Below are 26,999 nucleotides of genomic sequence, written 5' to 3' on the forward strand. Positions count from 1 at the left end.
TCGGCGCGTACGACCCGGTCACGACTTCTCGGCCGGCTCCGGCAGTCCTGGCTCGCCCAGCCACTGCTCGGGGCCGGCCGGCGCGTACGCGGCGTAGGTCTCCTCCTCGCGCAGCCGCCGGGCGGTGCCCAGCACGAACACGTCCGGGGCCCGGTCGAGCACCCCGCCGGAGGGGTCGTCGCTGCCGTCCCAGCGGACGGGGTCGCGGTCCGGGTGCAGGACGTCGCGGACGACGAGGGCGACCAGGTAGAGCGTGCCGATCAGGTGCAGCCCGATCGCGAAGTGGTACCAGGCCTCGCCGATCCCGTGCTGCTTGGGCCCGGTGACGAAGCCCAGGTGGGACCAGATGCCCAGGGTGTAGAGCACCTCGCAGGCCTGCCAGACCAGGAAGTCCCGCCAGCGCGGCCGGGCCAGCGCCGCGAGCGGCAGCAGCCAGAGCGCGTACTGCGGCGAGTACACCTTGTTGGCCAGCACGAACAGGGCGACGACCAGGAAGGCCAGCTGCGCGAAGCGCGGGCGGCGCGGCGCCGAGAGGGCGAGCCACGCCAGGGCCGCGCAGCCCAGCACCATCAGCACCGCGATGTAGAGGTCGAGGTCGGCCAGCCCGGCGCCGCGGACCTGCATGAGGATCAGCCAGAACGAGCCGTAGTCCTCGCCGCGGTGCTTGCTGAACACGTAGAAGGTCGACCAGCCGCGCCAGTTGGCGAGCATGATCGGCAGGTTGACCACCAGCCAGGAGCCGACCGCGCCGCCCAGCAGCGCCCGGAACTCGCGCCACTTCCCGGCCCGCCAGCAGAGCACCAGCAGCGGGCCGATCAGCAGCACCGGGTAGAGCTTGGCGGCGGTGGCCAGCCCGATGAACACGCCGGCCCAGCCGGGCCGGGCACCCGCCCACCAGGCCATCCCGACGGCGGCCAGGGCGACCGCGAACAGGTCCCAGTTGACCGTGCCGTTGAGCAGCAGGACGGGCGCGAGCGCGAACAGCAGCGCGTCCCAGGGGCGGCGGCGGTGGGTCCGCGAGAGCGCCACGACGGCGATCACTGCGCAGGCCATCAGCAGCCCGGCGTTGATCGCCCAGAACCACTGCTCCTGGCTCTGCCGGTCCCCGCCTCCGGGCGTCAGCCAGGCCGCCACCTGCATGAACAGGCCGGTCAGCACCGGGTACTCCAGGTACTGCAGGTCTCCCGAGGAGCCCGGGATGCGGTCCACGTACGGGTGCAGCCCGGCGGCGAAGCCGCGGCCGGAGAACAGGTGCGGGATGTCGCTGTAGCAGGCGTGGATGTACTGCGGCGAGCCCGGCTGGAACCAGGCCTGCTCGTAGCAGGGCAGCTTCTGCACCATGCCGAGCACCGAGACCACGATCACCGCCAGCGCCAGGAAGCGCGCCGGGATCCACCAGGACACGCCGAGCAGCGCCCGGCGCCCGGGCGGTCCGCCGATCACCTCGCTGCCGGCCGCCGCCACCGGGTCCTCGTCGGCCGGGACGACCACGGTGTCGGCCGACGGCGCGGCCGTGGCGACGGCGGCCGGGGAGGGGCCTGCGGCGTCTCCGGACCCGACCGGGCGGGCGGTTTCGTCACGATCGCTCGACGTCATGCCGGACATCCTGCCGCACCACCCCCGCCGGGACGAGGAGGACCCCGCGGCGGCCTCCGGCGCCCGGCGCCCGCCAGGGCCGCGAATCATGACGAAAACGGCGGTGGCGGCCCTCCGGGGGGGCCGCCACCGCCGTTCTCGCGCTCGTGGGCCTACTGACCCGCGGCGCCCTGGGTGCCGCCGGTGGGGGTCTGCGTCGGTTTGCCGGTCGGCTTGCCGCCGCCGCTCGGCGGGGTGGTGCCCGTGGGCGTCGGCTGCTGGGTCGAGCAGCCGAACAGCGGGACGCACGTGCTGGTCGGCGGCGCCTTGGTGGGCGGGTGCGTCGGCTGCGTGTCCCCGGGGCAGTCCACGCCCGGCACGCAGGTCGGGGTGGGCTGCGGCGGGAGCGGCTGGGTGGGCTGCGTCGGCTGCTGGGTCTGCGCGGGGGCCGACGGGGGGTCGGTCATGGTCGGCGTCGCCGCCGCCGTGGCCGTGGACGGCGCCCCGGAGGAATCGACCTCGCTGCCGACCGGCTGCGGGGTCGGGAAGTCGAGCTTCTTCTCGTTGGCCAGCGCGACCTTCATGTACCGGGTGAAGACGTCGGTCGGGATGTCACCACCGTGGATGGACTCCTTGCCGCCGGTGCCGTTGAGCGACTGCCGCTCGTGCTTGGTCGGGTCCTCGCGCCACATCGCGACGCTGGTCACCAGCTGCGGGGTGTAGCCGACCCACCAGGCCGACTTGTTCTGGTCGGTGGTACCGGTCTTGCCCGCCACCGGCCGGCCCAGGTCCTTGGTCTTGGTACCGGTGCCCTTGGCGGCCACGTTCACCAGCACGTCGGTGACGTTGTCGGCGACCACCGGCTCCAGCGCGACCTTGGGGTCCTTCTTGCCGAAGCCCGGGCGCTCCACGCCGTTGAGCTCTACCTTGGTGACGGAGTACGGCTCGGACTCCTTGCCGCTGGCCGCCAGGGTGCCGTAGGCGGTGGCCATCCGGATGGGGCTGATGGTGGAGGTGCCGAGCGGGAAGGTCGCGGTCTTCGGGTCGGCGAGGCTCTCCTTCTTGACGCCCATCTGCACCGCCATGTCGGCCACGTTCTGGCCGCCGACGTCCTGGTTGAGCTGGACGAACGGCACGTTGTACGAGTACTGCATGGCCTGCCGCAGCGAGACGTAGCCGTGCTTGGCGCTGTCCTCGTTCTTCTGCCGGTAGGGCTTGCCGTCGTCGCCGATCACCAGCGAGCCGTCCGGCTTGCGGATCTCCGACAGGTCGTCGGCCAGGTAGCGGCTGTCCGCGTTGATCCGCTTCGGCTTGCCGTCGTCGCCCTTGGCGGTCTGCACGCCGACCTGCATGGCGGTGGCCAGCACGAAGGGCTTGAAGGTCGAGCCGACCTGGACGCCGGTGGCGTCGGCGTTGTTGTCGAAGTGGCCGTTCTCCACGCCGTCGCCGCCGTAGAGGGCGATGATCGCGCCGTCGCTGGGGCGGATGCTGGCGGAGCCGAACTGGATGTTGGTGTCGTTGTCCGGCCGCTTCTGCGGGTTGAGGTTCTCCGCCTTGACGTCGTCGACGGCCTTCTTCAGGGCGTCGACCTTGTCCTTCTCGAAGGTGGTGTAGATCTTCAGGCCGCCCCGGTCGATCACCTGCTGGGTGATCGTCTTGTCGGAGGCCATCACGTACTTGTTGGCGGTGTCGACCAGGTAGCTGATCTCGCCGTTCATGTTGCTGCTGGGCTTGAGCAGGACCGGGTTCGGGAACGCGGTGCACTTGGCCCGCTCGTCCGGGGTGATGGCCTTGGTCTTCACCATCTGGTCGAGGATCCAGCTCCACCGGCCCTGGGCGCGCTCCTTGTTGGCCGGGTTGGTGGGGTCGTAGTACGCCGCGCCCTTGAGCAGGCCGGCCAGCATGGCGCTCTGGCAGACGTTGAGGTCCTTGGCGTCCACCCCGTAGTACGCCTGGGCGGCGGCCTGGGCGCCGTTCGCCCCGCGACCGAACCAGCTGGTGTTCAGGTAGCCCTTGAGGATCTCGGGCTTCCCCTTCTGCTGGTTGATCTTCAGCGTGATGAAGAACTCTTTCACCTTGCGGCTGAGGGTCTGCTCCTGGCTCAGGTAGGCGTTCTTCACGTACTGCTGGGTGATGGTCGAGGCGCCCTGGGTCTCGCCGCCCTTCGCCATGTTGTAGACGGCGCGGAGCATGCCCTTGGGGTCGATGCCGCTGTCGGTGCGGAAGTCCTGGTTCTCCGCGGCGATCACCGCGTTCTGCAGGTTGGGGCTGATGTCCTGGAGCTCGACGATCTGCCGGTTCGTCTGGCCCTTGCGGGTCATCTCGGAGCCGTCGGCCCAGTAGTAGATGGTGTTCTGGCCCTGCACCAGCTTGTTCAGCTCCGGGACCTCGGTGGTCTCGTACAGGTAGAACACCAGGCCCACGAAGCAGCCGAAGACCAGCAGGAAGCCGCTCAGCCACTGCTTCCAGGACGGCAGCCAGCGCCGGACGCCGGTCTTGCCGAAGCGCGGGTAGTCGATGAAACGCTTCTTGCCGGGCCCGGCGGCCGCGGCGGCGGCTGCGGCCTCACCGCGCCGGCCGCCGCCGGCCTTGCCCTTCTTCTGCGCGACCTTGCGCATCTCCGCACGGGTCATCCGGGGTTGCTGAGCGGTCTCCCGGGCACCCTGCGGACGCCGGCGCCCGATCCCGTCCGAGCCCAGCTCGTCCGGACCCGGCCCACCCGGCCCGCCCGGCCCTCCCCGACGACCGCCGCCTCCCGGGGGCTGCTGCCCGTCACCGCCCGGGTTGGGCGTCCTTCGCCGTCGCTCGCTCATCTTCCAGCACTCCTCGTCAGGCGTTTCCGGCCTGAAGGCAGGGTTCACGTCCGATGCCCGCAAACCGCCCTAACCCCGGAGGTGGTCCTCGTGCACACGCGACAGCGTACGCAGCACTGAATGACAACCAATCGGACATCAGCCGCCAATAACCGCAAAACGGCGACAGATCATTACACGCCCGTTGCCAAGCCCACCCGCGCGTCGGCTTGTGATCACATTCACGCGTGCCCCCCTTGCCCGTTCGGGGGGTCGGGTTTACTGTTCTCGATATATCGAGCCGATACATCGAAACGGCATACCGCCGGATGCGACGTTCGGACGGGGAGCCGAGAGGGAGGAGGACGACGGCAGTGGGCAGACGCTCAGGAGTGCTGGAGTTCGCCGTTCTCGGCCTCCTCCACGACGCCCCGATGCACGGCTACGAGCTGCGCAAGCGGCTCAACATCCTGCTCGGTACGTTCCGGGCACTGTCCTACGGAACGCTCTACCCCTGCCTGAAGAGCCTGGTCGCCCAGGGTTTCCTCGTCGAGGACAACCCGGACGTCGAGTACGTCCCGGCCACCGCGCTCAACGGCAAGCGGTCCAAGATCGTCTACCGGCTCTCCCCGGAGGGCAAGCAGCGCTTCGAGGAGCTGCTCGCCGACTCCGGCCCGGACGCCTGGGAGGACGAGCACTTCGGCGTCCACTTCGCGTTCTTCGGCCAGACCGACCGGGCCGTCCGGATGCGCGTCCTGGAGGGGCGCCGCAGCCGGCTGGAGGAGCGCCTGGAGCGGATGCGCAACTCACTGGCCCGCGCCCGCGAACGGTTCGACGACTACACCGTCGAACTCCAGCGGCACGGACTGGAGTCGGTGGAGCGCGAGGTCCGCTGGCTCAACGAGCTGATCGAGACCGAGCGGTCCAACCGCACCGGCCGGACGGGGCCCGCCACCGGCGGGAACCCCACCGCCGTACCCCACAAGACTTCGGACGGCCGTGGCCAGGAGACCGGGTCCTCGGACCCGTCCGGGCCACCGTACGACCGCCCGGGGCGCTCCGACCAGGAGCGCTGACACCGCGCCAGCCCTGTGCCGCGCGGAAGGATTGGGCGCCTCGCGCCCTACAAGCAGTCATCGAAGATGCAGGACGAGTGCCGCCCACGCCGGCGGCCCTCATGAGATCACAGGGAGCAACCGGAATGGGTTCGGTTCGCGTAGCCATCGTGGGCGTGGGCAACTGCGCCGCGTCGCTGGTGCAGGGTGTCGAGTACTACAAGGACGCCGACCCGGCCGGCAAGGTCCCCGGCCTGATGCACGTCCAGTTCGGTGACTACCACGTCCGTGACGTGGAGTTCGTCGCCGCGTTCGACGTCGACGCCAAGAAGGTCGGCTTCGACCTGGCCGACGCCATCGGCAACAGCGAGAACAACACCATCAAGATCTGCGACGTGCCGCCGACCGGCGTCACCGTGCAGCGCGGCCACACCCTCGACGGCCTCGGTAAGTACTACCGGGAGACCATCGAGGAGTCGGACGAGGCCCCGGCCGACGTCGTCGCCGTCCTCAAGGACAAGCAGGTCGACGTCCTGGTCTGCTACCTGCCGGTGGGCTCCGAGGAGGCCGCCAAGTTCTACGCCCAGTGCGCCATCGACGCCAAGGTCGCCTTCGTGAACGCCCTGCCGGTGTTCATCGCCGGCACCAAGGAGTGGGCGGACAAGTTCACCGAGGCCGGCGTGCCGATCGTCGGTGACGACATCAAGTCCCAGGTCGGCGCCACCATCACGCACCGCGTGATGGCCAAGCTGTTCGAGGACCGCGGTGTCATCCTCGAGCGCACCATGCAGCTGAACGTCGGCGGCAACATGGACTTCAAGAACATGCTCGAGCGCGAGCGCCTGGAGTCCAAGAAGATCTCCAAGACGCAGGCCGTCACCTCGCAGATCCGCGACCGCGAGCTGGGCGCCAAGAACGTCCACATCGGCCCCTCGGACTACGTGGCCTGGCTGGACGACCGCAAGTGGGCCTACGTCCGCCTCGAGGGCCGCGCGTTCGGCGACGTCCCGCTGAACCTGGAGTACAAGCTGGAGGTCTGGGACTCCCCGAACTCCGCCGGTGTCATCATCGACGCCGTCCGCGCCGCGAAGATCGCCAAGGACCGCGGCATCGGTGGCCCGATCCTGTCGGCCTCCTCGTACTTCATGAAGTCCCCGCCGGTCCAGTACTTCGACGACGAGGCCCGCGAGAACGTCGAGAAGTTCATCCGCGGCGAGGTCGAGCGCTGAGCACCGAGCACCGCGCGCTGAGCGCCGAACGCTGAGCTGACGGCCACCGGCCGCGCACAGCCGCTCGCAGGGGGCCCACGATCCGGTGATCGTGGGCCCTTCGCCGTTCCCCGGCCGATGTTTCACGTGAAACGTCGGCCGGTTCCATGGCACCCTGGGCGGGTGGCGATCACCGAGAACGGCAGCACCCACCAGTCCGCGCACCGCGCCACGCTCCTCGACCTCCTCCGGGGCCGCGACTTCCGGCGGCTGCTGACCGCCCGCGTGCTCTCCCAGCTGTCGGACGGGGTCTTCCAGGTCTCGCTCGCCGCCTACGTGGTCTTCTCCCCCGAGAAGCAGTCCTCCCCCGCCGACATCGCCTCGGTGCTGGCCGTGATGCTGCTGCCGTTCTCGGTGATCGGCCCGTTCGCCGGGGTGCTGCTGGACCGCTGGCGCCGCCGCCAGGTGCTCTACGTCGGCAACCTGGCCCGCTTCGGGCTGGGCCTGGCCACCGGCGCGCTGCTCCTCGCCCAGGCGCCGACCTGGCTGTTCTTCGCCTCGGCCCTGCTGGTCACCGCGCTCAACCGGTTCATCCTGGCCGGACTGTCCGCCGCCCTGCCCCGGGTCGTGGAACAGGACCAACTGGTCACCGCCAACGCGCTCTCCCCCACCCTCGGGACGGTCGCCGCCGCCTCCGGTGGCGGCATCGGCTTCCTGCTGCACCAGGTGATGGCCCCCGGGCCCCGGGCGGACGCCGCGCTGGTCACGGTCGCCTCGCTGCTCTACCTGTCGGCCGCGCTGGCCGCCCGCCGGATGGACCGCGACCTGCTCGGGCCCGACCAGCACGCCGACCGCCCCGCACTCGGCCAGGCGCTGGTCCGGGCCGCCGTCGAACTCGGCGCCGCGGTGCGCCACCTGGTGCGGGACTGCCGGCCCGCGGTGCACGCGCTGGCCGCCGTCACCGCGGCCCGGTTCTGCTACGGCGTGCTGATCGTGGTCGTGGTGATGCTCGCCCGGTACACCTTCAACGACCCGGCCGACAGCGCGGCCGGCCTGGTCACCCTCGGCCAGGCGGTGGGCCTCTCCGCCGCCGGGTTCTTCGTCGCCGCGGTGGTCAGCCCCTGGTGCACCCGCCGGCTCGGCCTGACGGGCTGGATGACGGTCTGCCTGGTCGCCCCGGTGGCCTTCGTCCCGGCACTCGGCCTGAGCTTCACCCTGGTGCCCTGCCTGATCGCCGCCCTGCTGCTCGGGGTGGTCACCCAGGGCACCAAGATCTGCGCCGACACCGTGGTGCAGGAGTCGGTCGACGACGAGTACCGCGGCCGGGTCTTCGCCATCTACGACGTGCTGTTCAACGTCGCCTTCGTGGCCGCCGCCCTGGTCACCGCGCTGGTGCTGCCGCTGTCCGGCCGCTCGGTCACCGTGATCGTCGGGGTCGCCGCCGTGTACGCCCTCACCGCGGCCCTCTACCTGCGCGCCGCCCGCCGCCCCCTGCCCTGAGCAGCTCTCCCCGGATCCCCGGGGGGCTCGGGACGGATGGCGTCCGACCGAGTCGCTAAGGTGTCAGACCTGTCGGAACGACAGCACTCTGTCTCGGGGGACGAACTGATGAGCACACCGCCCAACCCGTACGGGCCGCCGCACCCCGCCCCGGTCGGGGCGCCCGCCGCACAGCCGTACGGCGCGCCGGTCCCCCCGCCGGCCGCGCCGTACGGACCGCCGCCGGCCTACGGGCAGCCCTCCCAGCCCGCCCCGCCCGGCTACGGGCCGCCGCCGTCGTACGGGTACCCGCAGCCCGGCCAACCGTCCTACGGACAGCAGCCGTACGGACAGCAGCCGCCCGCCGGGCCGTACGGGTACCCGCAGCCCGCCGCGCCGGCCCCGGCCCCGGTCGCCCCCGCGCCCGCGAAGAAGGGCGGCGCCAAAGCCAAGCTGAAGGCGGTCGGCCTGCTCGGCGGCTGTGCGGCCCTGGCGGTCGGGTACTTCGTCGCCGGGCCGAGCGTCAGCAGCGCCAAGCCCGGCGACTGTGTGCGGGTGAGCGGATCCCGTGACGTCGAGATCGCCAAGTGCACTGATCCCAAAGCGAATTACCGTGTGCTGTCGAAGTTCGAAGGCACCACCGACGTGAACCGCTGCAAGCAGACCCCGCAGACCACGAGCGCCGTCTCCGGCAAGAGCGGCCGCCGCTGGAACAAGAAGCGGTACGTGCTCTGCCTCGGTCCGCTGACGCCCGCCACCACCGGTGTCCCGCCGGTGAAGAAGTCCTGAACTCTTCCGCCACTCCTCACCGGGGGACCACTTTGTCCGTTCCGCCTCCGCCCCAGATGCCGTACGGCGCTCCGCCCCCGGAGGACGGCAACCCGTACTCCGCCGGCGGTGCCTACGGCGCCCCGCCCCCGCCGCCGGGGTACGGCTACCCGAGCGCCCCACCGCCCGGCCAGCCCGGGTACGGCTACCCCAGCGCCCCGCCGCCCGGCCAGCCCGGGTACGGGTACCCCAGCGCCCCGCCGCCCGAGCAGCCGTACGGCTACCAGCAACCCGCGACCGACAACGGCTACCCGCCCGGCCCGACCTGCCGGTTCTGCGGCGGCTACCCGGCCGTGGACGCCACCGTCCGCGGCCACCAGGGCCTGATCGTGGCGTACCGGATGCTGCGGATGACCGGCCCGTTCTGCCGCACCTGCGGAACGGCCACCGTGCGCGACATGTCCGCCCGGACGCTGGTCCAGGGCTGGTGGAGCCCGGTGTCGTGGCTGCTGACCCCGATCACCCTGCTGCTGAACCTCGTCCCGCACAACAAGTTCGGGCGGCTGCAGCCGCCCGTCCCGGGCAGCCACGGCCCGCAGCTCGACCCGGGCGTGCCGCTGGCCCGCCGCCCGCACACGGCGATGCTGCTGGTGCCGGCCTCGCTGGCGGTCGCCCTCGTCCTGATCGCCACCGGGGTGCTCGGGCCGAAGAAGGACAACGGCCCGAGCGGCGGGATCGTCGCCGCGCCGTCGCCGTCGACCGGCTTCACCTACGCGCCCCCGACGATCCCGGCCTTCCCGTCGCCGACCTTCACGATGCCCGTGGTGCCGAGCATCACCCTCCCGCCGGTCACCACGCCGAGCGACCCGGCCGACGCGGCCGACAGCGTCGACACGGCCAAGGCCGGCGACTGCCTGCGCAACGAGAACGGCACCGGCTCGACCACGGACACCCACCCCAAGGTCTCGGTGCTGGCCTGCACCGACGCCAAGGCCCAGTACAAGGTGGTCTACAAGTACCCCGCCACGTCGGACGAGAAGGTCTGCGAGCAGCAGCCGAAGGCGGACAGCTGGTACACCCGCACCTACACCAACCTCCCGGCGCTGGACTACGTGCTCTGCCTCAAGAAGCTCAAGTAGCCCGGCCCGCGCGCGAGGGGTGGCCCCGGCCCGGTGCCGGAGCCACCCCTCGCGCCGTCGGGGCCGCCGGCCCGGTCAGCCCTGCTGCTCCGCCCACCAGGCCCGCAGCGCCGCGACCGCCTCGTCGTGCTCCATCGGGCCGTTCTCCAGGCGCAGTTCGAGCATGTGCTTGTAGGCCTTGCCGACCTGGGGGCCGGGCTTGACGCCGAGCAGCTCCATGATCTGGTTGCCGTCCAGCGCCGGGCGGACGGAGTCCAGCTCCTCCTTCGCCTTCAGCTCGGCGATCCGCGTCTCCAGCCCGTCGTAGGTGCGCGAGAGCGCGGCCGCCTTCTTCCTGTTCCGGGTGGTGCAGTCGGAGCGGGTCAGCTTGTGCAGGCGCTCCAGCAGCGGCCCGGCGTCCGTGACGTAGCGTCGCACCGCGGAGTCGGTCCACTCGCCGCCGCCGTAGCCGTGGAAGCGCAGGTGCAGCTCGACCAGGCGCGAGACGTCCTCGGTGAGCTCCTTGGAGTACTTGAGCTCGCGCATCCGCTTGCGGGTCATCTTGGCGCCGACCACCTCGTGGTGGTGGAAGGAGACCCGGCCGTCCGACTCGAAGCGGCGGGTGCGCGGCTTGCCGATGTCGTGCAGCAGCGCGGCCAGCCGCAGGGTGAGGTCCGGGCCGTCCTGCTCCAGGTCGATGGCCTGCTCCAGGACGGTCAGCGAGTGCTCGTAGACGTCCTTGTGCCGGTGGTGCTCGTCGCTTTCCAGCTGCAGCGCGGGCAGCTCGGGCAGCACGTGCCCGGCCAGGCCGGTGTCGACCAGCAGCCGCAGGCCCTTCACCGGGTGCTTGGCGAGCAGCAGCTTGTTGAGCTCGGCCTGGACCCGCTCGGCGGAGACGATGGTGATCCGCTCGGCCATCGCGGTCATCGCGGCGACCACCTCGGGGGCCGGATCGAAGTCGAGCTGGGCGGCGAAGCGGGCGGCCCGCATCATCCGCAGCGGGTCGTCGGAGAAGGACTCCTCGGGGGTGGCGGGGGTGCGCAGCACCCGGGCCTCCAGGTCGTCCAGGCCGTGGTGCGGGTCGACGAAGGCGCGGCCGGGCAGGTCGACGGCCATCGCGTTGACGGTGAAGTCCCGGCGGACCAGGTCCTCCTCGATGGTGTCGCCGTAGGTGACCTCGGGCTTGCGGGAGGTGCGGTCGTAGGCCTCGGAGCGGTAGGTGGTGATCTCGATCTGGAAGGAGCCCTCGGGGGTGTCCTTGCGGGCGCCGACGGTGCCGAAGGCGATGCCCACGTCCCAGACCGCGTCCGCCCAGCCCTTGACCAGCCTGAGCACCTGCTGGGGCCGGGCGTCGGTGGTGAAGTCCAGGTCGTTGCCGAGCCGGCCGAGCAGCGCGTCCCGGACCGAGCCGCCGACCAGCGCCAGCCGGTGACCGGCCGCCTGGAAGCGGCGGGCGATCTCGTCGGCGACCGGGGACACCCGCAGCAGCTCTTGCAGCCCCAGGGTCTGGGCCTCGCTCAGGCCTGGTACGACCTGGACGGCGGTGCTGGAACGGTCGGTGCGCGCGGTGGGCTCATTGGCAGTGGACACGGCTCACAAGGGTACGTGCCCCGGCAGGTCAACCGCCCGCGCGTTTTGGGCGTCTCACCCCACAGCCCGCAACACTGCACCCGATGCTGCATCGTTACCATGCCGGTGGACGAGTCTCGGGCACCGGACAGGGGATGCGGTGCCGCGTGCCGCCACGGCCTGCGGCATCGCGGCGGCGCCGGACGCAGGGTTCCAGCAGTTCCAGCAGATTTCCGACAGTTCCGACAGTTCCAAGAGTTCCAAGAGTTCCAAGGGTTTCAAGCCAAGAACGTCGGGCGCACCGCGCCGGGCGACCAGCATCAGCAGCGAGCGATCGAGAACGGCGAGGGCGAAGCGAGTGAGTGAGCCGGCACGGCACTCGGGCCTGGGAGCGCACCGACAGCCTGGACGAGCCGAACGCCCCGCCGACGGGCGCCATCCGGTCCGCCGCGCGGGCCTGCGCCTCGCCGCCGCCTGCGCGGCCGCGCTGACCTTCTTCACGGCCGCCCCGGCCGACGCGCTGCCCTCCGGCGGCAACATCCGGCCGACCGCCGACTCGACCGCTTCGGCCGAGTCCCCGGTGGTCATGACCATCGAGTCGCTGGCCCCGCAGGTGGCCGCCCCGAACGGCACCGTGACGATCACCGGCCACGTGACCAACGCCGGCAAGTCGGCGCTCAAGGGCGCCCACACGGCCGTCCGCAAGCCGTCCAACGGCCGGCCGCTGGACCGGCGCAGCGATCTGGCCACCGTGGCCGGCCGCACCACGCCCGGCGGCGCGGACGGCACCGAGCTGGACAGCCCGCAGTACGCCCTGCCGGAGCTCGACCCGGGCCAGACCCTCCCGTACACCCTGAGCGTCGCGGTGAACGAGCTCGGGATGTCCACGCCCGGCGTGTACGAGCTCGCGGTGGACACCTGGGGCTCCACCGCCGACAACCCGCACGACCGCGCCCTGGGCATCGCCCGGAGCTTCCTGCCGTTCAACCCGGGCGGCGCGGAGGCGCAACCGACGAAGGTCACCACGCTCTGGCCGCTCGTGCACGCGCCGGTGCTGGCCGCGCAGACCGTCGCCGACAACGACCAGTCCGTCCCGGTGCTGCGCGACGACAGCCTCGCCACCGAGTTCGCCCCCGGCGGGCGGCTGTACGAACTGGTCGACACCGGCTCCAAGCTGACCGGGCTGACCTGGGTGATCGACCCGGACCTGCTGGACGCCGCGTTCGCCATGACCAAGCCGTACCGGGTGCAGAACCCGCACACCGAGAGCACGGGCAAGCCGGCCAGGGACGACAACACCGTCCTGAACAACGGCTCGGCCGCCGCCGCGGCCTGGCTGGACAAGCTGCGGACCGCGGCCGCCAAGCCGGGCAACCAGGTGGTGACGCTGCCGTACGCCGACCCGGACCTCGCCTCGATCGCGCACAACGGCGCCGACCTGCCCGCGATGACCGGCACCCTGAGCAGGGCGGCCACGGCCGGGCGGCTGACCGTCGAGGGCCGGCTCTCCGTGGACACCCGCTCGGACGTCGCCTGGCCGTACCAGGGCTACGTCGACCAGCAGATCACCGGCCTCGCCCAGCAGGCGGGCAGCGGGCTGGTGCTGGTCGACGGGGCGAGCATGCCGGAGCCGGACTCCCTCAACTACACCCCGAGCGCGGTGCGCCCGATCGGCAACGGGCAGAGTGCCGCGGTCGCCGACGAGACGGTCTCCGCGCTCTTCCGCGGGGACCTGAGCACCCCGAAGGACCAGACCGCGGCGGCCCAGCGCTTCCTCGCCGAGACCTTCGCGATCACCCACGAGCAGCCGCAGAACCAGCGCGGCCTGCTTGTCATGCCGCCGCGCGAGATGAGCGTCGACACCGCCAAGGTGCTGGCGAACGCCCTGCAGACGGCCACCGACAAGTGGATCAGCCCGGTCAAGCTGGACACGCTGGCCCAGATCCCGCCCGACCAGAAGGCCGGCACGGCCGTCCCCGCGGCCACCGACTACCCGACCCGGGCCCGGGCCTCGGAGCTGACGTCCTCCGACCTCAGCGGCACCGACGACATCCAGTACCGCCTGGACACCCTGATGCGGGTGCTCACCCTGCCGCAGCGGGTGCGCGGCCCGTTCAGCGCCGCCATGGTGCGCTCGCTGTCCACCGAGTGGCGCGCCCAGGCGTCGGCCGGCTCCGACTACCGCACGGGCGTCGGCAGGTACCTGACGGAGCTGATCAACGCCGTCCAGGTACCGCAGAAGACCGTGGTCACGCTGGCCGGCGACACCGGCCTGCTCCAGGTCAGCGTCCGCAACGACCTGACCCAGACGGTCACCAACCTGAAGCTGGTCCTCACCTCGGCCCAGCCGAACCGGCTGAACGTGCGCCGCGAGGAGGAGCTGGTCCTCCCGGCCTCGCAGAGCGCCACCCTCCGCTTCCAGGCCGAGGCGCACAACAACGGGCCGGTCAGCATGACCGCCCAGCTCTGGACCACCGGCCCCAACTCGCGGCCGTACGGTGACCCGCAGCCGTTCACGGTCGAGGTCACCTCGGTGACCAACGGCGTGCTGTACGTGTTCGCCGGCGCCGGCCTGCTCCTGCTGCTGGCCGCGCTGCGCTTCGTGCGCCAGCGCAAGCGGCGGGGCGGGCAGTCGCACGAGGACGGCGACCAGCCGGTCGGGGACGCCCCGGCGGACGGCGGCGCCGCGGTGCGCGAGCCCGCCGAGGGCGGGGAGCAGGAGGCCGCGGGGGACGCCGGGGCCACGGGGGACGACGCCTCCGGCGGGACGGGCGGGAACGGCTCGGCGGGCGACGACGCCGGTGACGGTCCTGCACGGACACCGCGCGGCAGCAGCCCGGATGGCCGGGATCGGACCGCCAGTGATGAGAAGGTTGGTCCTTGATACCGCCGACCCCCCGCAATCCCGGGCCGGCCTCCCCCCACGACAGCGAAGAGGTGACATGACCGGGCGCAGCGAGGAGCGGCCGCCGGGCCGCGGTGAGAGCCGGCCGGGTGCCGAGTCGCCGTCCGGCGACTGGTACGTGGCCGACACCTACGCCCAGGACCCGTACGCGGCCGACGCGTACGGCGACCCCCGGGACGGCCAGGACCCGTACGGCCTGCAGGCCGGCCGGCCGGCCGCGCCGCAGCAGCCGGCCACCGCGTACGACGTGCCCCCGCAGCTGCCGCCGCAGGGCGGCGGCTACCCGACGCCGGTGCCGCCCGTCCCGTACCCGGCGGCGGAGCAGTTCTCGCCGCCGGTCCCGCCGACGCAGCCCGGCTGGGACACCCCGGTGCAGGACACCTGGCAGCCGGAGGCCGCCACCGCTCCGGCCGGCGGCCACTGGGGCGCCGCGGAGCAGCCCCGGCAGCAGTGGGAGCCCGGCCCGGCACACTCGGCCTGGGACAGCGAGACCACCGAGTACGTCGGGGTGGACGCGCTGTTCGGCGGCCGCCCGGGGCAGGACGCGGCCCAGCCCCCGGTGCCGCCGCCCGCCCCCGCCCCGGGCCCGGCTCCGTACCTGGCCCAGCAGCCGAGCCAGCCGACGCACCCGCACGGCGCGCCCGGCGCACCCGTGCCGCCGGGCGGCCCCGCGCCGTTCCCGCCGATGGGCGGCTACCCGGGACAGCCCCAGCACGGCGGTCCGGGCGGGCCGCGTCCCTTCATGCCGCCGATCGAGTTCGACCCGCCGCTCTCCGAGGAGGAGGCCACCATGCAGGTGGCCGCCGTCGCGGTGCCCCCGGCGGTCGAGCCGCGGTCTGACCTCACCGCCGAGGAGCACGCCGCGCGGCAGGAGCCCGCGGCCGCGCCCGCCCCGGCGGCCGGCGGTGGCGGCGGCAAGGTCGCGAGCCTGCTGAACTCCAGCGCGATCATGGCGGCGGGCACGCTGGTCTCCCGCGGCACCGGCTTCGTCCGGACCATGGTGATCACCGCGGCCATCGGCGTCGGCGTGATGGGCGACTCGTACAACGCGGCGAACACCCTGCCGACCCTGCTGTACATCCTCATCGGCGGCGGCGCGCTCAACGCGGTGTTCGTGCCGCAGCTGGTGCGCAGCATGAAGAACGACGAGGACGGCGGGACGGCGTACGCCAGCCGACTGCTCACCCTGGTGATGGTCGGGCTGGCCGGCGTGGTCTTCCTCGCGGTGCTCGGGGCGCCCGTGCTGGTCCAGCTGATCGCCCACCCCATGATGGCGAACCCGGAGCGCGCCGACACGACGGTGGCGCTGGCCCGCTACTGCCTGCCGACGATCTTCTTCATGGGCATCCACGTCGTGATGGGCCAGGTCCTCAACGCCCGCGGCCGGTTCGGCGCGATGATGTGGACCCCGGTCCTGAACAACATCGTGGTGATCTTCACCTTCTCCGCCTACGTGTGGGTCTACGGCGGGTTCGGCACCACCCAGATCACCCCCGAGGCCATCTCGCCCGAGGGCGTTCGGCTGCTCGGCCTCGGCACCCTGGTGGGCCTGGTCGTCCAGTCGCTGGCGATGATCCCGTACCTGCGGGCGGCCGAGTTCCGCTACCGGCCGCGGTTCGACTGGCGCGGCCACGGCCTGGGCAAGGCGGCCCGGCTGGCCAAGTGGACGTTCTTCTTCGTGCTCGCCAACCAGGCCGGCTACCTGGTGATCACCCAGCTGTCCACCAAGGCCGGCGCCGCCGCGGCCGCCGCCGGACACAACGGCGTCGGCCTGGCCGCGTTCTCCAACGCCCTGCTGATCTGGCAGCTCCCGCAGGCCGTGATCACCGTCTCGATCATGAGCGCGGTGCTCCCCCGGCTCTCCCGCGCGGCCGCCGACGAGGACGCCGGCGCCGTCCGCGACGACATCTCCTACGGTCTGCGCACCACGGCGGTGGCGGTCGTCCCGGCGGCCTTCCTCTTCCTGTCGCTCGGCCCGGTGATCGGCCGTTCGATCTACGCCGTCGGCGGCGGGGCGAGGGTCCTGAACGACGCGACCAACGTCGGCCTGATGCTCTCCGCCTTCGCGCTGGGCCTGATCCCGTACTCCGCCCAGTACGTGATGCTGCGCGGGTTCTACGCCTACGAGGACACCCGGACGCCGTTCTCCAACACCGTCTGGGTCGCGGTCTGCCAGGCCGGCTTCTCACTGCTGTGCTGGCTGCTGCTGCCCGCCGAGTGGACGGTGACCGGCATGGCCTTCGGCTACGGCCTCGGGTACGCCATCGGGGTGACAGTGGCCCTGCCGAAGCTGAAGAAGAAGATCGGCGGGCTGGACACCAAGCGGATCGGCCGGACCTACAGCCGGCTGGCCGCCGCCTGTGCCCCGGCCGCACTGGTCGGCCTCGGCGCCAGCCTCGGGGTCCAGCGGGTGCTCGGCGGCTGGGCGGGCAGCGTGGCCGCCCTCGTGGTGGCCGGCGGCCTGCAGCTGGGCGTGTTCGTGCTGATCGCGAAGCGCCTGCGGATCGAGGAGCTGAACGCGGTGCTGGGCATGGTCCGCGGTCGAATCGGCCGCTGACCGCCAGACGGTTCGTCCGACGAACCGTTCGGCATTCCGTCCGACGAACCGTCCGACGACCGGCCGGACGAGCGGGCGCCCTGACCGGGCGTCAACCGGAGCGCACGGCTCCTCCGCTCGTCCGGCCGAGTGCCGGACGGCCGGCCCGCATCCTGATCCGCCCCCGGTCCGCCCCCGGTCCGCCCGGCAACGAGATGGCGGCCCGGTGTCGGTTCTGCACCACATCTCTCCACCACGCAACCGAGCGGACCCCTCAGCGGTCGTACCCGGGGGAGAAGAGTGGGCACAATTGTCCCGGAGCACGGGGCCACCGACCCGCGGGCTCCAGGACTCTCTCAGGCCGGGGCGACACAAGGGGAGGCAGGACCACGGTGGCTGATGGCACCAAGGCGGTCGTCGACACGTCAACAGCTGACGCGGCGGCGGACGAGGCCGCGCTGGCCGCGGCGATCGACGGGCTCGCGGTCGCGAAGGACGCCCACGGGCGCGCCTGCGCGGACACCGGCAAGGGCGCGTCCACCGCTGCCGCCGGCTCCGGGACCGACGAGGACTCCGACGACCCCGCCCACGGCTCCGACGACTCCGACGAAGACCCGGAGGAACCGGGCGAGCCAGGCGAGGCGGCCGGGCCGGACGGCTCCGGCGATGACGCCCCACGCTCCGCCCGCCCGGAGGAGTCCGTCTCCGAGGAGACCTCGGAGATCACCGCTCCGCTCTCGGTGCAGGAGATCCGCGCCGAACTGGCCGCCGACACCCCCCGGAAGAAGAGTCCCAGCCCCGCCGCCCCCGCCGCCCCCGCACCGGCCAAACGCCGCCCCACCGACCCGCAGCCCACCGTCGACCCCCGCGACACCGCCACGCTCCCGCGCACGCTCCCCGCCCCGCAGCGGCGCAGCGGCGACATGATCGGCCACCGGTACCGGCTGGAGGAGTGCATCTCCCAGTCGGAGACCTTCAGCAGCTGGCGCGCGGTGGACGAGAAACTGCGCCGGGCCGTCGGCGTCCACCTGATGGCCTCCGGCCACCAGCGGGCCCGCAAGGTGCTGGCGGCGGCCAAGTCCGCCGCCCTGCTGGGTGACCCGCGCTTCGTCCAGGTCCTGGACGCCGTCCAGGAGGGCGAGCTGGTCTACGTCGTCCGGGAGTGGCTGCCGCACTCCTCCGACCTGGCCCGGCTGCTCGCCAACGGCCCGATGGAGCCGCACGAGGCGTACCAGATGGTCCGGCAGGTCGCCGACGCCGTCGCGGCCGCCCACCGGCGCGGCCAGGCCCACCTGCGGCTCACCCCGCGCTGCGTGCTGCGCACCGACAGCGGCCAGTACCGGATCAACGGCATCGCGGTGGACGCCGCCCTGCGCGGACTGTCCGCCGAAGGGGCCGCCGAGGACGCCCAGCGCACCGACACCCGTGCGATCGGCGCCCTGCTGTTCGCCGCGCTCACCCACCGCTGGCCGTACCCGGAGGACCGCTACGACCTCCAGGGCCTGCCGAAGGGCCTGCAGAACGCCGCGCCCGACCAGGTCCGCGCCGGGGTCCACAAGGGCCTGTCCGAACTCGCCGCCCGGGCCCTGTTCGACCACCCGCCGCACCACGCCGAGCCGATCACCACCCCCGAGGCACTGGTCCGGGCGATCGCGCAGATGCCCCGGATCCGCCAGCCCGAACCGGAGCTGCCCGCCTTCCCCACCCCGCCCCGGCACAACACCCACGCCCTGCCCACCGCGCCCAACCCGACCCGGGTCGCCGACACCACCGTCGCCCCGCTGCCCGCCTCCTCCCGCCCGAGCACCACCCACCGCACCCGGCGACGGCTGCGCCGGGTCGTCAAGGCCACCGCCTGGACGGTCGCCCTTGGCGCGATCGGCGTCGCCTCCTGGCAGTTCGTCGACAACCTGCGCCACACCGGTCCGGCCGTCGCCGCGCCCAAGCCCTCGATCAGCACCCCCGCGGCGACGACGCACCCGCCGACGACGCACCCGCTGGTGCCGATCCCCGTCAAGGAGGCGCAGTCGTACAACCCGCTGGGCGACGGGCCCGAGGGTAGCGACACCCTCGGGAAGGCCATCGACGGCGACCCCGACACCGCCTGGACCACCAAGCAGTACAACGACCAGTTCGGCCCCAGGCCGCCCGCCCTCAAGCCGGGCACCGGCCTGCTGATCGACCTCGGCTCGCAGCAGCCGGTCTCCTCGGTGAACGTGCAGTTCCTCGGCGGCGAGCAGACCGCGGAGCTGCGAGTGCCCACCCCGGCCGCCGCCACCAACCCGATGCAGGCCAAGCCGGACGCCTTCACCGTCGTCGGCACGAAGTCCGGCGGCAACGTCGAGTACGCCCTCGACTCCCCGATCACCACGCGCTACCTCTTGATCTGGCTGACCAGCCTGACGAAGGATGTCGACGGCAAGTACCGAGGCCACGTCGCCGAGGTCAAGGTCTCCGGCTGACCGCGACGGCCCGCGCACCGGAACGACGGCAAGGGGTCGAAGGGGTGACAGTGGCGGACGACGACGCGGCCTTGCTCGCCCGGCACGTCGCCGGTGACCGGCAGGCCTTCGGCCTGTTGGTGGACCGCCACCGCGACCGGCTCTGGGCGGTCGCCCTGCGCACCCTGGGCGACCGCGAGGAGGCCGCCGACGCCCTCCAGGACGCCCTGGTCTCCGCCTTCCGTGCCGCCGCCGGCTTCCAGGGCCGCTCGGCGGTCACCACCTGGCTGCACCGGATCGTGGTCAACGCCTGTCTGGACCGCGCCCGGCGCAGTGCCACGCGCCGCACCACCTCGCTCGACGAGGACCCGCAGCGGCTCGACACCCTGGTCGGCGCCGCCGAGCCGGCCGATTCGCCGGTGGTGCGGGCCGAACTCCACCGCGAGGTGACCGCCGCGCTCGCCGAGCTGCCCGCCGAGCAGCGGGCCGCACTGGTGCTGGTCGACATGCAGGGCTACCCGGTCGCCGAGGCCGCCGAGTTGCTGGGCGTGCCCGTGGGCACCGTGAAGAGCCGCTGCGCGCGGGGTCGCGCCCGGCTGCTCCCGCTCGTCCGACACCTGCGCGAGAACGACGACGGGTCCGACGGGTCCGGTGTTTCACGTGAAACACGGGGTGCCCCCGGCACGGCCCCGACGTCCCGGCCGGACACCCGGGGGAACCCGAAGGGCTCCCGCACCGTCACAGGGACAGGCACCGGCACCGGCACCGGCACCGGCACAGGCACAGGCACAGGCACAGGCCGGACGATTCTGGAAGGAGACGCGAGCACACGATGACCGCCCACCTCTCCTCCCCCGATCCCGCCGAGGCCCACCCGCCGGTCGAGCGGCTGGCCGACCTCGCCGAGGGACTGGTCGACTCCCCCGAGGCCGTCGAGGCACTGCGGGAGCACCTGGACGGCTGCGCCGAGTGCCGGGAGACCGTCGAGGCGCTCAGCGAGGTCCAGGCACTGCTGGGCACCGTCGAGGCCCCTCCCATGCCCGCCGACGTCGCCGCCCGGCTGGAGGCCGCGCTGGCGGAGGAGGCGGCCCGGGCCGCCTCCGAGAGCCCCGCCGAACCCCCCGCCGGGAACGGCCGCGGAAACCCCGCGGCCGCCCGCCGCTCCTCCGCCCCGACCCCGCTCGCACGGGCCGCCGCAGGGCCCTCCGCGCCTCCCTCTCGGCCCTCCTCCTCCACCGGCCCCGGCCGGTCCCGCCCCCGGCGGCGGTTCGCCCTGCTGCTCGGTGCCGCCACCGTGCTGGCCGCGATCGGCCTCGGCGGGGCGCTGCTGCTGCAGCCGGACGACCGGGCCGGCGGCCCCGCGGTCACCGCGGGCGCCCCGGCGGGCTCCGCCGCGGCGGAGCAGAGCGCCCGTGCACCGCACGCGACCGGCCCCGGCACCGCCTACAGCGCCGACCGGCTCGCCGACCAGGTCCGACAGCTGCTGGCCCGCTCGGCGACCGCTCCGGGGCTGCGGGCGACCGGCCCCGCCGACTCCGAGGCCCCGATGCCCGCCGAGGGCGCCCGGCCGGATCTCTCCGCCCCCGGATCCCCCGGCTCCCCCGCCTCCTCCCCGACCTGCCAGGCCCCCGCTCCCGGCGTCCCGCTGGCCACCGACCGGGGCAGCTACCAGGGCTCCCCGGTGGACGTGCTGGTCTACCCCGACCCCGGCCGCCCCGGCTCCGTCGACGTCTACCTGCGCTCCCCGGACTGCGGCCCCGTCCTCCTGCACGAGAGCGTTCCCAGCCGCTGACCGGTGGTTCCCATGCGATCCACGCCCAGCGCGGCGCGCCGCTCCCGGAGTTCGGGCGCCTGGTACTGATCCGCCTGGGAATGCGAGACACTGGGCAGTCGTTGTCCCGGGCGGCGGAGCAGGACCGCCCTCCCCGCAGCAAACGCGGGTCGCGATGCGAACCAGGAGATGCAGTGAGCGACGTCCGTAACGTGATCATCATCGGTTCCGGGCCAGCCGGGTACACGGCTGCGCTCTACACCGCCCGTGCCTCCCTCAAGCCACTGGTCTTCGAGGGCGCCGTCACCGCCGGTGGTGCCCTGATGAACACCACCGAGGTCGAGAACTTCCCGGGCTTCCGGGAGGGCATCATGGGCCCCGAGCTGATGGACAACATGCGGGCCCAGGCCGAGCGCTTCGGCGCCGAGCTGATCCCGGACGACATCGTCGCGGTCGACCTCACCGGTGACATCAAGACCGTCACCGACTCCGAGGGCAACGTGCACAAGGCCCGGGCCGTGATCGTCACCACCGGCTCCCAGCACCGCAAGCTCGGCCTGCCGAACGAGGACAAGCTCTCCGGCCGCGGCGTCTCCTGGTGCGCGACCTGCGACGGCTTCTTCTTCCGCGACCAGGACATCGCGGTGGTCGGCGGCGGCGACACCGCCCTGGAGGAGGCGACCTTCCTCTCCCGCTTCGCCCGGAGCGTCACGATCATCCACCGCCGGGACAGCCTCCGGGCCTCCAAGGCGATGCAGGAGCGTGCCTTCGCCGACGAGAAGATCCGCTTCGAGTGGGACAGCGCGGTCGAGGCCATCCACGGCGACCCGAAGCTGACCGGCGTCACCCTGCGCGACACCACCACCGGCGAGACCCGCGAGCTGGCCGTCACCGGCCTGTTCATCGCGATCGGCCACGACCCGCGCACCGAGCTGTTCAAGGGCCAGCTGGACCTCGACGCCGAGGGCTACCTCAAGGTCGAGGCTCCTTCGACCCGGACCAACATCCCGGGCGTGTTCGGCGCCGGCGACGTCGTGGACCACACCTACCGCCAGGCCATCACGGCCGCGGGCACCGGTTGCTCCTCCGCGCTGGACGCCGAGCGCTACCTGGCCGCGCTCGACGACCTGGAGGCCAAGGCCGCCGCCGTGGCGGTCTGAGCCCCGAGCCACCGACCCACCCCGCGGGGGTGTTTCACGTGAAACGCCCCCGCCCGGCCAGGCAGAAACAGAACGGGCCCACCCGTTGTTGACCTGGCAGCAGCCCTCTCCGTCCGAACCCGAGGAGTTCCCGTGGCCGGCGCCACCACCACCGTCACCGACGCGACGTTCAAGTCCGACGTCCTGGAGAGCGACAAGCCCGTACTGGTCGACTTCTGGGCCACCTGGTGCGGCCCGTGCCGCCAGGTCGCCCCGGTCCTCGAAGAGATCGCGTCGGAGCACGCCGACAAGCTGACGATCGCCAAGCTCGACGTGGACGCCAACCAGGCGACCGCCGCCCAGTACGGCGTCATCTCGATCCCGACGCTGATCCTCTACAAGGGCGGCGAGCCGGTGAAGTCCATCACCGGTGCCCGTCCGAAGGCCGCGCTGCTGCGCGAGCTGGACGGCTTCATCTAGGTCGTCGAGGCGACGACCATACGGCGGCGGGGCCCCGAGCCGGGGCCCCGCCGCCGTCCTGTGTCCGCGCCCTGCCCGCGCCCCCGGCAGCGGCCGACGGCGGCAGACCCCCAGCGGAACCTCCCGGGAGAGCGGCCCCGGGCAGCACCCGGGTGGGCGACCCCGTCGGGCGGGCGGCCTCCGCTCAGAAGGGCCGCAGCGCAGGCTCCTTGCGCCCGCCGCCGAGCAGCCGCTCCAGCGCACCCTCCATGTCCCCGCGCCACGACAGCGTGGTCCGCGCCTCCAGCCGCAGCCGCGGGTAGCGCAGGTGCGGCCGGACGGTCTTGAAGCCGACCGCGAGCAGGTGGTCGGCCGGCAGCACGCAGCTGGTCGGCAGCCGTCCGGCCGAGCCGAAGGCCTCGATCGCCCGCACCCCGCGCCCGATCAGGTCCTTCGCCACGGTCTGCACCAGCACCCGGCCGAGCCCCTGGCGCTGGTAGCCCGGCAGGACCCGGCTGACCATCAGCTGGACGGCGTCCGGTGAGACCGGGCTGGTCGGGAAGGACTGCGAGCGGGGCACGTACGCGGGCGGCGCGTAGAGCACGAACCCGGCCGGCTGGTCGTCCACGTAGACGATCCGGCCGCAGGAGCCCCACTCCAGCAGCACCGTGGAGATCCACCCCTCCTTCTCCAGCTCCGGCTTCCCGGATTCCACCGCCGCCTTGGCGCTGACCGGGTCCAGCTCCCAGAACACGCAGGAGCGGCAGCCGGTCGGCAGGTCCCCGAGGTTGTCCAGCGTCAGCGGAGCGATCCGGCGTCCCATGCCCGCACCTCCTCCTCCACGTCACGGTCGAGCATTCCCCCACGAACGCCGATGGGTGCACGTTCCACGTGAAACGGCGTTCACGTGAAGCATGCACCCAGCGGGTCAGTGCTCTCTCCCCCCGGCTCAGCCCTGCGACAGCCGCAGACCGTCCTCGCCGGGGGCCATGCTCTCCAGGATCCGGTTGAGGTCCTCCACCGAACCGAATTCCAGCACCACCTTGCCCTTGCCCAGCTTCCCGCCGCGCTGCGACACCTCGACCTTGACCCGGGTGTCGAACCGGTCGGACAGCCGACTGGCCAGGTCGTTGAAGGCCGGGGAGTTCAGCTTGCCCGCCTTCGGCGCCTGGCGCCTGGTCTGGTCGGGCTCCTTGGCCAGCATCCTGGCGATCTCCTCGGTGGTCCGCACCGAGAGGCCCTCCGCGACGATCCGCTTGGCCAGTTCCTCCTGCCGCTCGCTGTCCCGCAGCCTGAGCAGCGCACGGGCGTGCCCGGCGGTCAGCACCCCGGCGGCGACCCGGCTCTGGACGGACGGCGGGAGCTTCAGCAGTCGCAGCGTGTTGGACACGTGCTCGCGCGAGCGGGCGATCCGGTCGGCCAGCTCCTCGTGGGTGCAGGAGAAGTCCCGCAGCAGCTGGTCGTAGGCGGCCGCCTCCTCCAGCGGGTTCAGTTCGGCCCGGTGCAGGTTCTCCAGGAGGGCGTCCACCAGGAGCTTGTCGTCCTCGGTGGCCCGGATGATCGCGGGGATCCGCTCCAGGCCGGCCTTCTCGGAGGCGCGCCAGCGGCGCTCACCCATGATCAGCTCGAAGCGGCCCGCCCCGACCTGGCGCACCACGACCGGCTGGAGCAGGCCGACCTCCCTGATGGAGCCGACCAGCTCGTCCAGCTTGTCCTCGTCGAACACCTCACGCGGCTGACGGGGGTTGGCGGTGATCGCGTCCAGCGGCAGCTCGGCGTACCGGGCGCCGGCCACCTCGGCGAGCTCGGCGTCCAGGCCGGCCTTCTCCCGCAAGGTCCCGGCGCCGGCCCGGGCGGCCGCCGTTCTCCGGCCGGCGGGCAGCACCGGCACCGCGGTCGGCGAGACCGTTCCGGTCTTCACCACCGAGGCCGGTGCGGGCGCGGCCGTCGCGGGCTCCGCCGCCGCCCCGCCGACCGCCGGCGGAGCCGACGGGAGCAGTGCCCCGAGCCCCTTCCCCAAAGCCCTGCGACCACTCACTGATGACCCTCCGTCGTGCCGTGCTGTGCCGCCGGGGCGACGTGCCCCTGCTGGCCGTCCCGCTGCTGGCCCACCGGCGAGCCGTTCCGGCCCACCGCACGCAGCGCGAGCTCGCGGGCGGCCTCCAGGTAGGAGAGCGCCCCCGTCGAACCCGGGTCGTAGGTGAGCACCGTCTGCCCGTAGCTGGGCGCCTCCGAGATGCGCACCGAGCGCGGGATCGCCGTGCTCAGCACCTCTCGCTGGAAGTGGGTCCGGACCTCTTCGGCGACCTGGGCGGCCAGCCTGGTCCGGGCGTCGTACATGGTGAGCAGGATGGTCGACACGTGCAGCGCGGGGTTGAGGTGCGCGCGGACCAGCTCGACGTTGCGCAGCAGCTGGCCGAGGCCCTCCAGCGCGTAGTACTCGCACTGGATCGGGATCAGCACCTCCTGGCCGGCCACCAGGGCGTTGACCGTCAGCAGGCCCAGCGAGGGCGGACAGTCGATCAGGATGTAGTCGAGCGGCTGCTCGTAGGCCGCGATGGCGCGCTGGAGCCGGCTCTCGCGGGCCACCAGGGAGACCAGCTCGATCTCGGCGCCGGCCAGGTCGATGGTGGCGGGGACGCAGAACAGTCCCTCGACGTCCCGCACCGGCTGGACCACGTCGGCCAGCGGCTTGCCCTCCACCAGGACGTCGTAGATGGACGGCACCTCGGCGTGGTGGTCGATGCCCAGGGCGGTGGAGGCGTTGCCCTGCGGGTCGAGGTCGACGACCAGGACGCGCAGTCCGTGCATGGCCAGCGAGGCGGCCATGTTCACGGTGGTGGTGGTCTTGCCCACCCCGCCCTTCTGGTTGGCGACCACGATCACCCGGGTCGCGGCGGGCCGTGGAAGCCCCTGGCCCGCTCGTCCGATCGCCTGGACCGCAGCCTGGGCAGCCCGTGCGATGGGCGTGTCATCGATCTGGTCGATGGTCTCCGAGTCCTGCATGGGGGTCAGTGTTTCACGTGAAACCGGAGCGGCAACAGTCGCCGCCCGGAAGAGGCCGAGCCCGCGGCGGAGCCGCGAATCGAGACTGTCCGAGAGCAGGGAGCGACGTTTCACGTGAAACACCATGCCCGCTATGCCGGAAATCTGACGTTGCGACACTCCGATGTCCCGAGGCCGGCCCAGCGGTCACCGCAACGCCGACGGGCGGCCGGTACCTCCGTCCAGGAGGTCCGTCCGCCCGTCTGCGTGGTGTGCGAGCCGCCCGGCTCAGCGGCTGCGGCGCCGCCCGCCCCGGCTGCGCTCACCCGTCCGGGCGGCCGCCGACGCGGTGCGGCCGGCCCGGGCCGCCTTGGCCCGCCGGGTCGCGGCCTTCACGCCACCGGGGCTCTCCCCCGCCTTGACCTGGACCACCCGGGTGGAGGTCTCCAGGGTGCCCTCGCCGACCGAGATCACGTTCCACTCGACCGCGCCCAGCTTGGTCAGCCCGGCGCGCGAGTCGGCCAGCTCCTGCTCGGCGCTGTCCCCCTTGAGCGCCAGCATCTGACCGTGCGGCCGCAGCAGCGGCATGCCCCACCCGGCGAGCCGGTCCAGCGGCGCCACCGCCCGGGCGGTCACCACGTCCACCGCGAGCTTGCCGACCATCTCCTCCGCCCGGCCGCGGAGCACCGTCACGTTCTCCAGCCCCAGCTCCCGGACGACCTCCTCCAGGAAGGTGGTGCGGCGCAGCAGCGGCTCCAGCAGCGTGACCGAGACGTCCGGGCGGGCCAGTGCCACCGGGATGCCGGGCAGCCCGGCGCCGGAGCCGACGTCGCACAGGGTGGTGCCGGCCGGCAGCAGCTCGGCCAGCACCGCGCAGTTGAGCACGTGCCGGTCCCAGAGCCGGGGCACCTCACGCGGCCCGATCAGACCGCGTTGGACGCCCGCGGTGGCCAGCAGCTCGGTGTACCGGACGGCGGCGTCGTAGCGATCGCCGAAGACCTCCCGGGCGACGGCCGGCGCCTCGGTCAGCTCGGCTGCCTCGGCGGCCCGCCCCCCGGCGGCCGGATCCACGTCCGCCCCCGGCCGGCCTCCAGCGGCGTTCTCCGTGTCCATCTCGACCTCTCCGATCCCCGGATCCACCGACCCGCTCAACGCACTGTTTCACGTGAAACGTCTCCCGCCGGGCCGCTCCCCGCGGA

General features: G+C 72.8%; 19 protein-coding genes. 12 read left to right on the forward strand and 7 right to left on the reverse strand.

The features are described from left to right. Window positions 1–18: 18 nt before the first annotated feature. Both IF30_RS0106265 and IF30_RS0106270 read right to left on the reverse strand, forming a co-directional pair. Window positions 19–1,596 (reverse strand): glycosyltransferase family 87 protein, encoded by a 1,578-nt coding sequence (locus IF30_RS0106265; protein WP_037899098.1) that lies wholly within the window; start codon window positions 1,594–1,596, stop codon window positions 19–21. A gap of 152 nt (window positions 1,597–1,748) precedes the next feature. Beyond that, a complete protein-coding gene (locus IF30_RS0106270) occupies window positions 1,749–4,208 on the reverse strand; it encodes a transglycosylase domain-containing protein (RefSeq protein WP_051709326.1) in 2,460 nt (819 codons plus the stop codon). Between the two features lie 533 nt (window positions 4,209–4,741). On the opposite strand from IF30_RS0106270, the gene IF30_RS0106275 reads away from it, so the two are divergent. The 5 genes from IF30_RS0106275 (at window position 4,742) to IF30_RS49105 (ending at window position 10,016) form a co-directional block, all read left to right on the forward strand. Further along, window positions 4,742–5,443, forward strand: a complete 702-nt coding sequence (locus IF30_RS0106275) for a PadR family transcriptional regulator (protein WP_030233099.1) — start codon at window positions 4,742–4,744, stop codon at window positions 5,441–5,443. Between the two features lie 125 nt (window positions 5,444–5,568). After that, window positions 5,569–6,651 carry an inositol-3-phosphate synthase gene (locus IF30_RS0106280; RefSeq protein WP_030233102.1) on the forward strand — a complete coding sequence of 361 codons (1,083 nt, stop codon included), beginning with the start codon at window positions 5,569–5,571 and terminating at the stop codon, window positions 6,649–6,651. Between the two features lie 162 nt (window positions 6,652–6,813). Continuing rightward, complete coding sequence (locus IF30_RS0106285; protein ID WP_234322601.1) at window positions 6,814–8,130, forward strand: MFS transporter; 1,317 nt, start codon at window positions 6,814–6,816, stop codon at window positions 8,128–8,130. A 108-nt stretch (window positions 8,131–8,238) separates the two neighbouring features. Then, window positions 8,239–8,898, forward strand: coding sequence for an LppU/SCO3897 family protein (locus IF30_RS0106290; RefSeq protein WP_051709328.1), 660 nt, complete (start codon window positions 8,239–8,241; stop codon window positions 8,896–8,898). Window positions 8,899–8,930: 32 nt separating this feature from the next. Further along, the gene (locus IF30_RS49105) at window positions 8,931–10,016 is read left to right on the forward strand and encodes an LppU/SCO3897 family protein (protein ID WP_234322602.1); all 1,086 of its coding nucleotides are present in this window, start codon (window positions 8,931–8,933) and stop codon (window positions 10,014–10,016) included. A gap of 75 nt (window positions 10,017–10,091) precedes the next feature. Here the strand turns inward: IF30_RS49105 and IF30_RS0106300 are convergent, their stop codons facing one another. Next, window positions 10,092–11,516, reverse strand: coding sequence for a CCA tRNA nucleotidyltransferase (locus tag IF30_RS0106300; protein WP_030233112.1), 1,425 nt, complete (start codon window positions 11,514–11,516; stop codon window positions 10,092–10,094). A gap of 406 nt (window positions 11,517–11,922) precedes the next feature. Here IF30_RS0106300 and IF30_RS0106305 point away from each other — a divergent pair, with 406 nt between their 5' ends. The 7 genes from IF30_RS0106305 (at window position 11,923) to trxA (ending at window position 22,836) form a co-directional block, all read left to right on the forward strand. Then, window positions 11,923–14,448, forward strand: a complete 2,526-nt coding sequence (locus IF30_RS0106305) for a DUF6049 family protein (protein WP_051709332.1) — start codon at window positions 11,923–11,925, stop codon at window positions 14,446–14,448. A 58-nt stretch (window positions 14,449–14,506) separates the two neighbouring features. Next, window positions 14,507–17,026 (forward strand): murein biosynthesis integral membrane protein MurJ, encoded by a 2,520-nt coding sequence (gene murJ / locus IF30_RS41030; protein ID WP_051709334.1) that lies wholly within the window; start codon window positions 14,507–14,509, stop codon window positions 17,024–17,026. A gap of 371 nt (window positions 17,027–17,397) precedes the next feature. Continuing rightward, window positions 17,398–19,467, forward strand: coding sequence for a protein kinase family protein (locus IF30_RS0106315; protein WP_051709336.1), 2,070 nt, complete (start codon window positions 17,398–17,400; stop codon window positions 19,465–19,467). A 44-nt stretch (window positions 19,468–19,511) separates the two neighbouring features. Beyond that, window positions 19,512–20,282 (forward strand): RNA polymerase sigma factor SigM, encoded by a 771-nt coding sequence (gene sigM / locus IF30_RS0106320; RefSeq protein WP_199807826.1) that lies wholly within the window; start codon window positions 19,512–19,514, stop codon window positions 20,280–20,282. Next, window positions 20,279–21,238, forward strand: coding sequence for a zf-HC2 domain-containing protein (locus tag IF30_RS0106325; protein ID WP_030233126.1), 960 nt, complete (start codon window positions 20,279–20,281; stop codon window positions 21,236–21,238). Before sigM ends, IF30_RS0106325 begins: the two co-directional genes overlap by 4 nt. Before the next feature lie 173 nt (window positions 21,239–21,411). Then, entirely contained in the window at window positions 21,412–22,377 is a 966-nt protein-coding gene (gene trxB, locus IF30_RS0106330; protein WP_030233128.1) for a thioredoxin-disulfide reductase, read from the forward strand. Window positions 22,378–22,509: 132 nt separating this feature from the next. Continuing rightward, complete coding sequence (trxA, locus tag IF30_RS0106335) at window positions 22,510–22,836, forward strand: thioredoxin (RefSeq protein WP_030233130.1); 327 nt, start codon at window positions 22,510–22,512, stop codon at window positions 22,834–22,836. A 184-nt stretch (window positions 22,837–23,020) separates the two neighbouring features. On the opposite strand, the gene IF30_RS0106340 is transcribed toward trxA, so the two are convergent. The 4 genes from IF30_RS0106340 to rsmG all read right to left on the reverse strand — a co-directional run bounded on the left by IF30_RS0106340 (window position 23,021) and on the right by rsmG (window position 26,913). Next, window positions 23,021–23,638, reverse strand: a complete 618-nt coding sequence (locus IF30_RS0106340) for a GNAT family N-acetyltransferase (protein WP_030233131.1) — start codon at window positions 23,636–23,638, stop codon at window positions 23,021–23,023. Window positions 23,639–23,764: 126 nt separating this feature from the next. Then, window positions 23,765–24,853, reverse strand: coding sequence for a ParB/RepB/Spo0J family partition protein (locus tag IF30_RS0106345; RefSeq protein WP_030233133.1), 1,089 nt, complete (start codon window positions 24,851–24,853; stop codon window positions 23,765–23,767). After that, window positions 24,850–25,920 (reverse strand): ParA family protein, encoded by a 1,071-nt coding sequence (locus IF30_RS0106350; RefSeq protein ID WP_420791123.1) that lies wholly within the window; start codon window positions 25,918–25,920, stop codon window positions 24,850–24,852. The genes IF30_RS0106345 and IF30_RS0106350 overlap by 4 nt, the downstream gene beginning before the upstream one ends. A gap of 168 nt (window positions 25,921–26,088) precedes the next feature. After that, the gene (gene rsmG / locus IF30_RS0106355) at window positions 26,089–26,913 is read right to left on the reverse strand and encodes a 16S rRNA (guanine(527)-N(7))-methyltransferase RsmG (protein WP_078891189.1); all 825 of its coding nucleotides are present in this window, start codon (window positions 26,911–26,913) and stop codon (window positions 26,089–26,091) included. Window positions 26,914–26,999 lie beyond the last annotated feature (86 nt).

This window comes from Streptomyces sp. NRRL S-350 (assembly GCF_000719705.1).
Lineage (GTDB): Bacteria > Actinomycetota > Actinomycetes > Streptomycetales > Streptomycetaceae > Kitasatospora.

Bases quoted from the DNA above. Each gene is read 5' to 3' on its own strand.
- IF30_RS0106265 (WP_037899098.1), bottom strand. From the start codon at position 1,596: ATGACGTCGAGCGATCGTGACGAAACCGCCCGCCCGGTCGGGTCCGGA.
- IF30_RS0106270 (WP_051709326.1), bottom strand. From the start codon at position 4,208: ATGACCCGTGCGGAGATGCGCAAGGTCGCGCAGAAGAAGGGCAAGGCC.
- IF30_RS0106280 (WP_030233102.1), top strand. From the start codon at position 5,569: ATGGGTTCGGTTCGCGTAGCCATCGTGGGCGTGGGCAACTGCGCCGCG.
- IF30_RS0106290 (WP_051709328.1), top strand. From the start codon at position 8,239: ATGAGCACACCGCCCAACCCGTACGGGCCGCCGCACCCCGCCCCGGTC.
- murJ (WP_051709334.1), top strand. From the start codon at position 14,507: ATGACCGGGCGCAGCGAGGAGCGGCCGCCGGGCCGCGGTGAGAGCCGG.
- IF30_RS0106325 (WP_030233126.1), top strand. From the start codon at position 20,279: ATGACCGCCCACCTCTCCTCCCCCGATCCCGCCGAGGCCCACCCGCCG.
- IF30_RS0106340 (WP_030233131.1), bottom strand. From the start codon at position 23,638: ATGGGACGCCGGATCGCTCCGCTGACGCTGGACAACCTCGGGGACCTG.
- rsmG (WP_078891189.1), bottom strand. From the start codon at position 26,913: ATGGACACGGAGAACGCCGCTGGAGGCCGGCCGGGGGCGGACGTGGAT.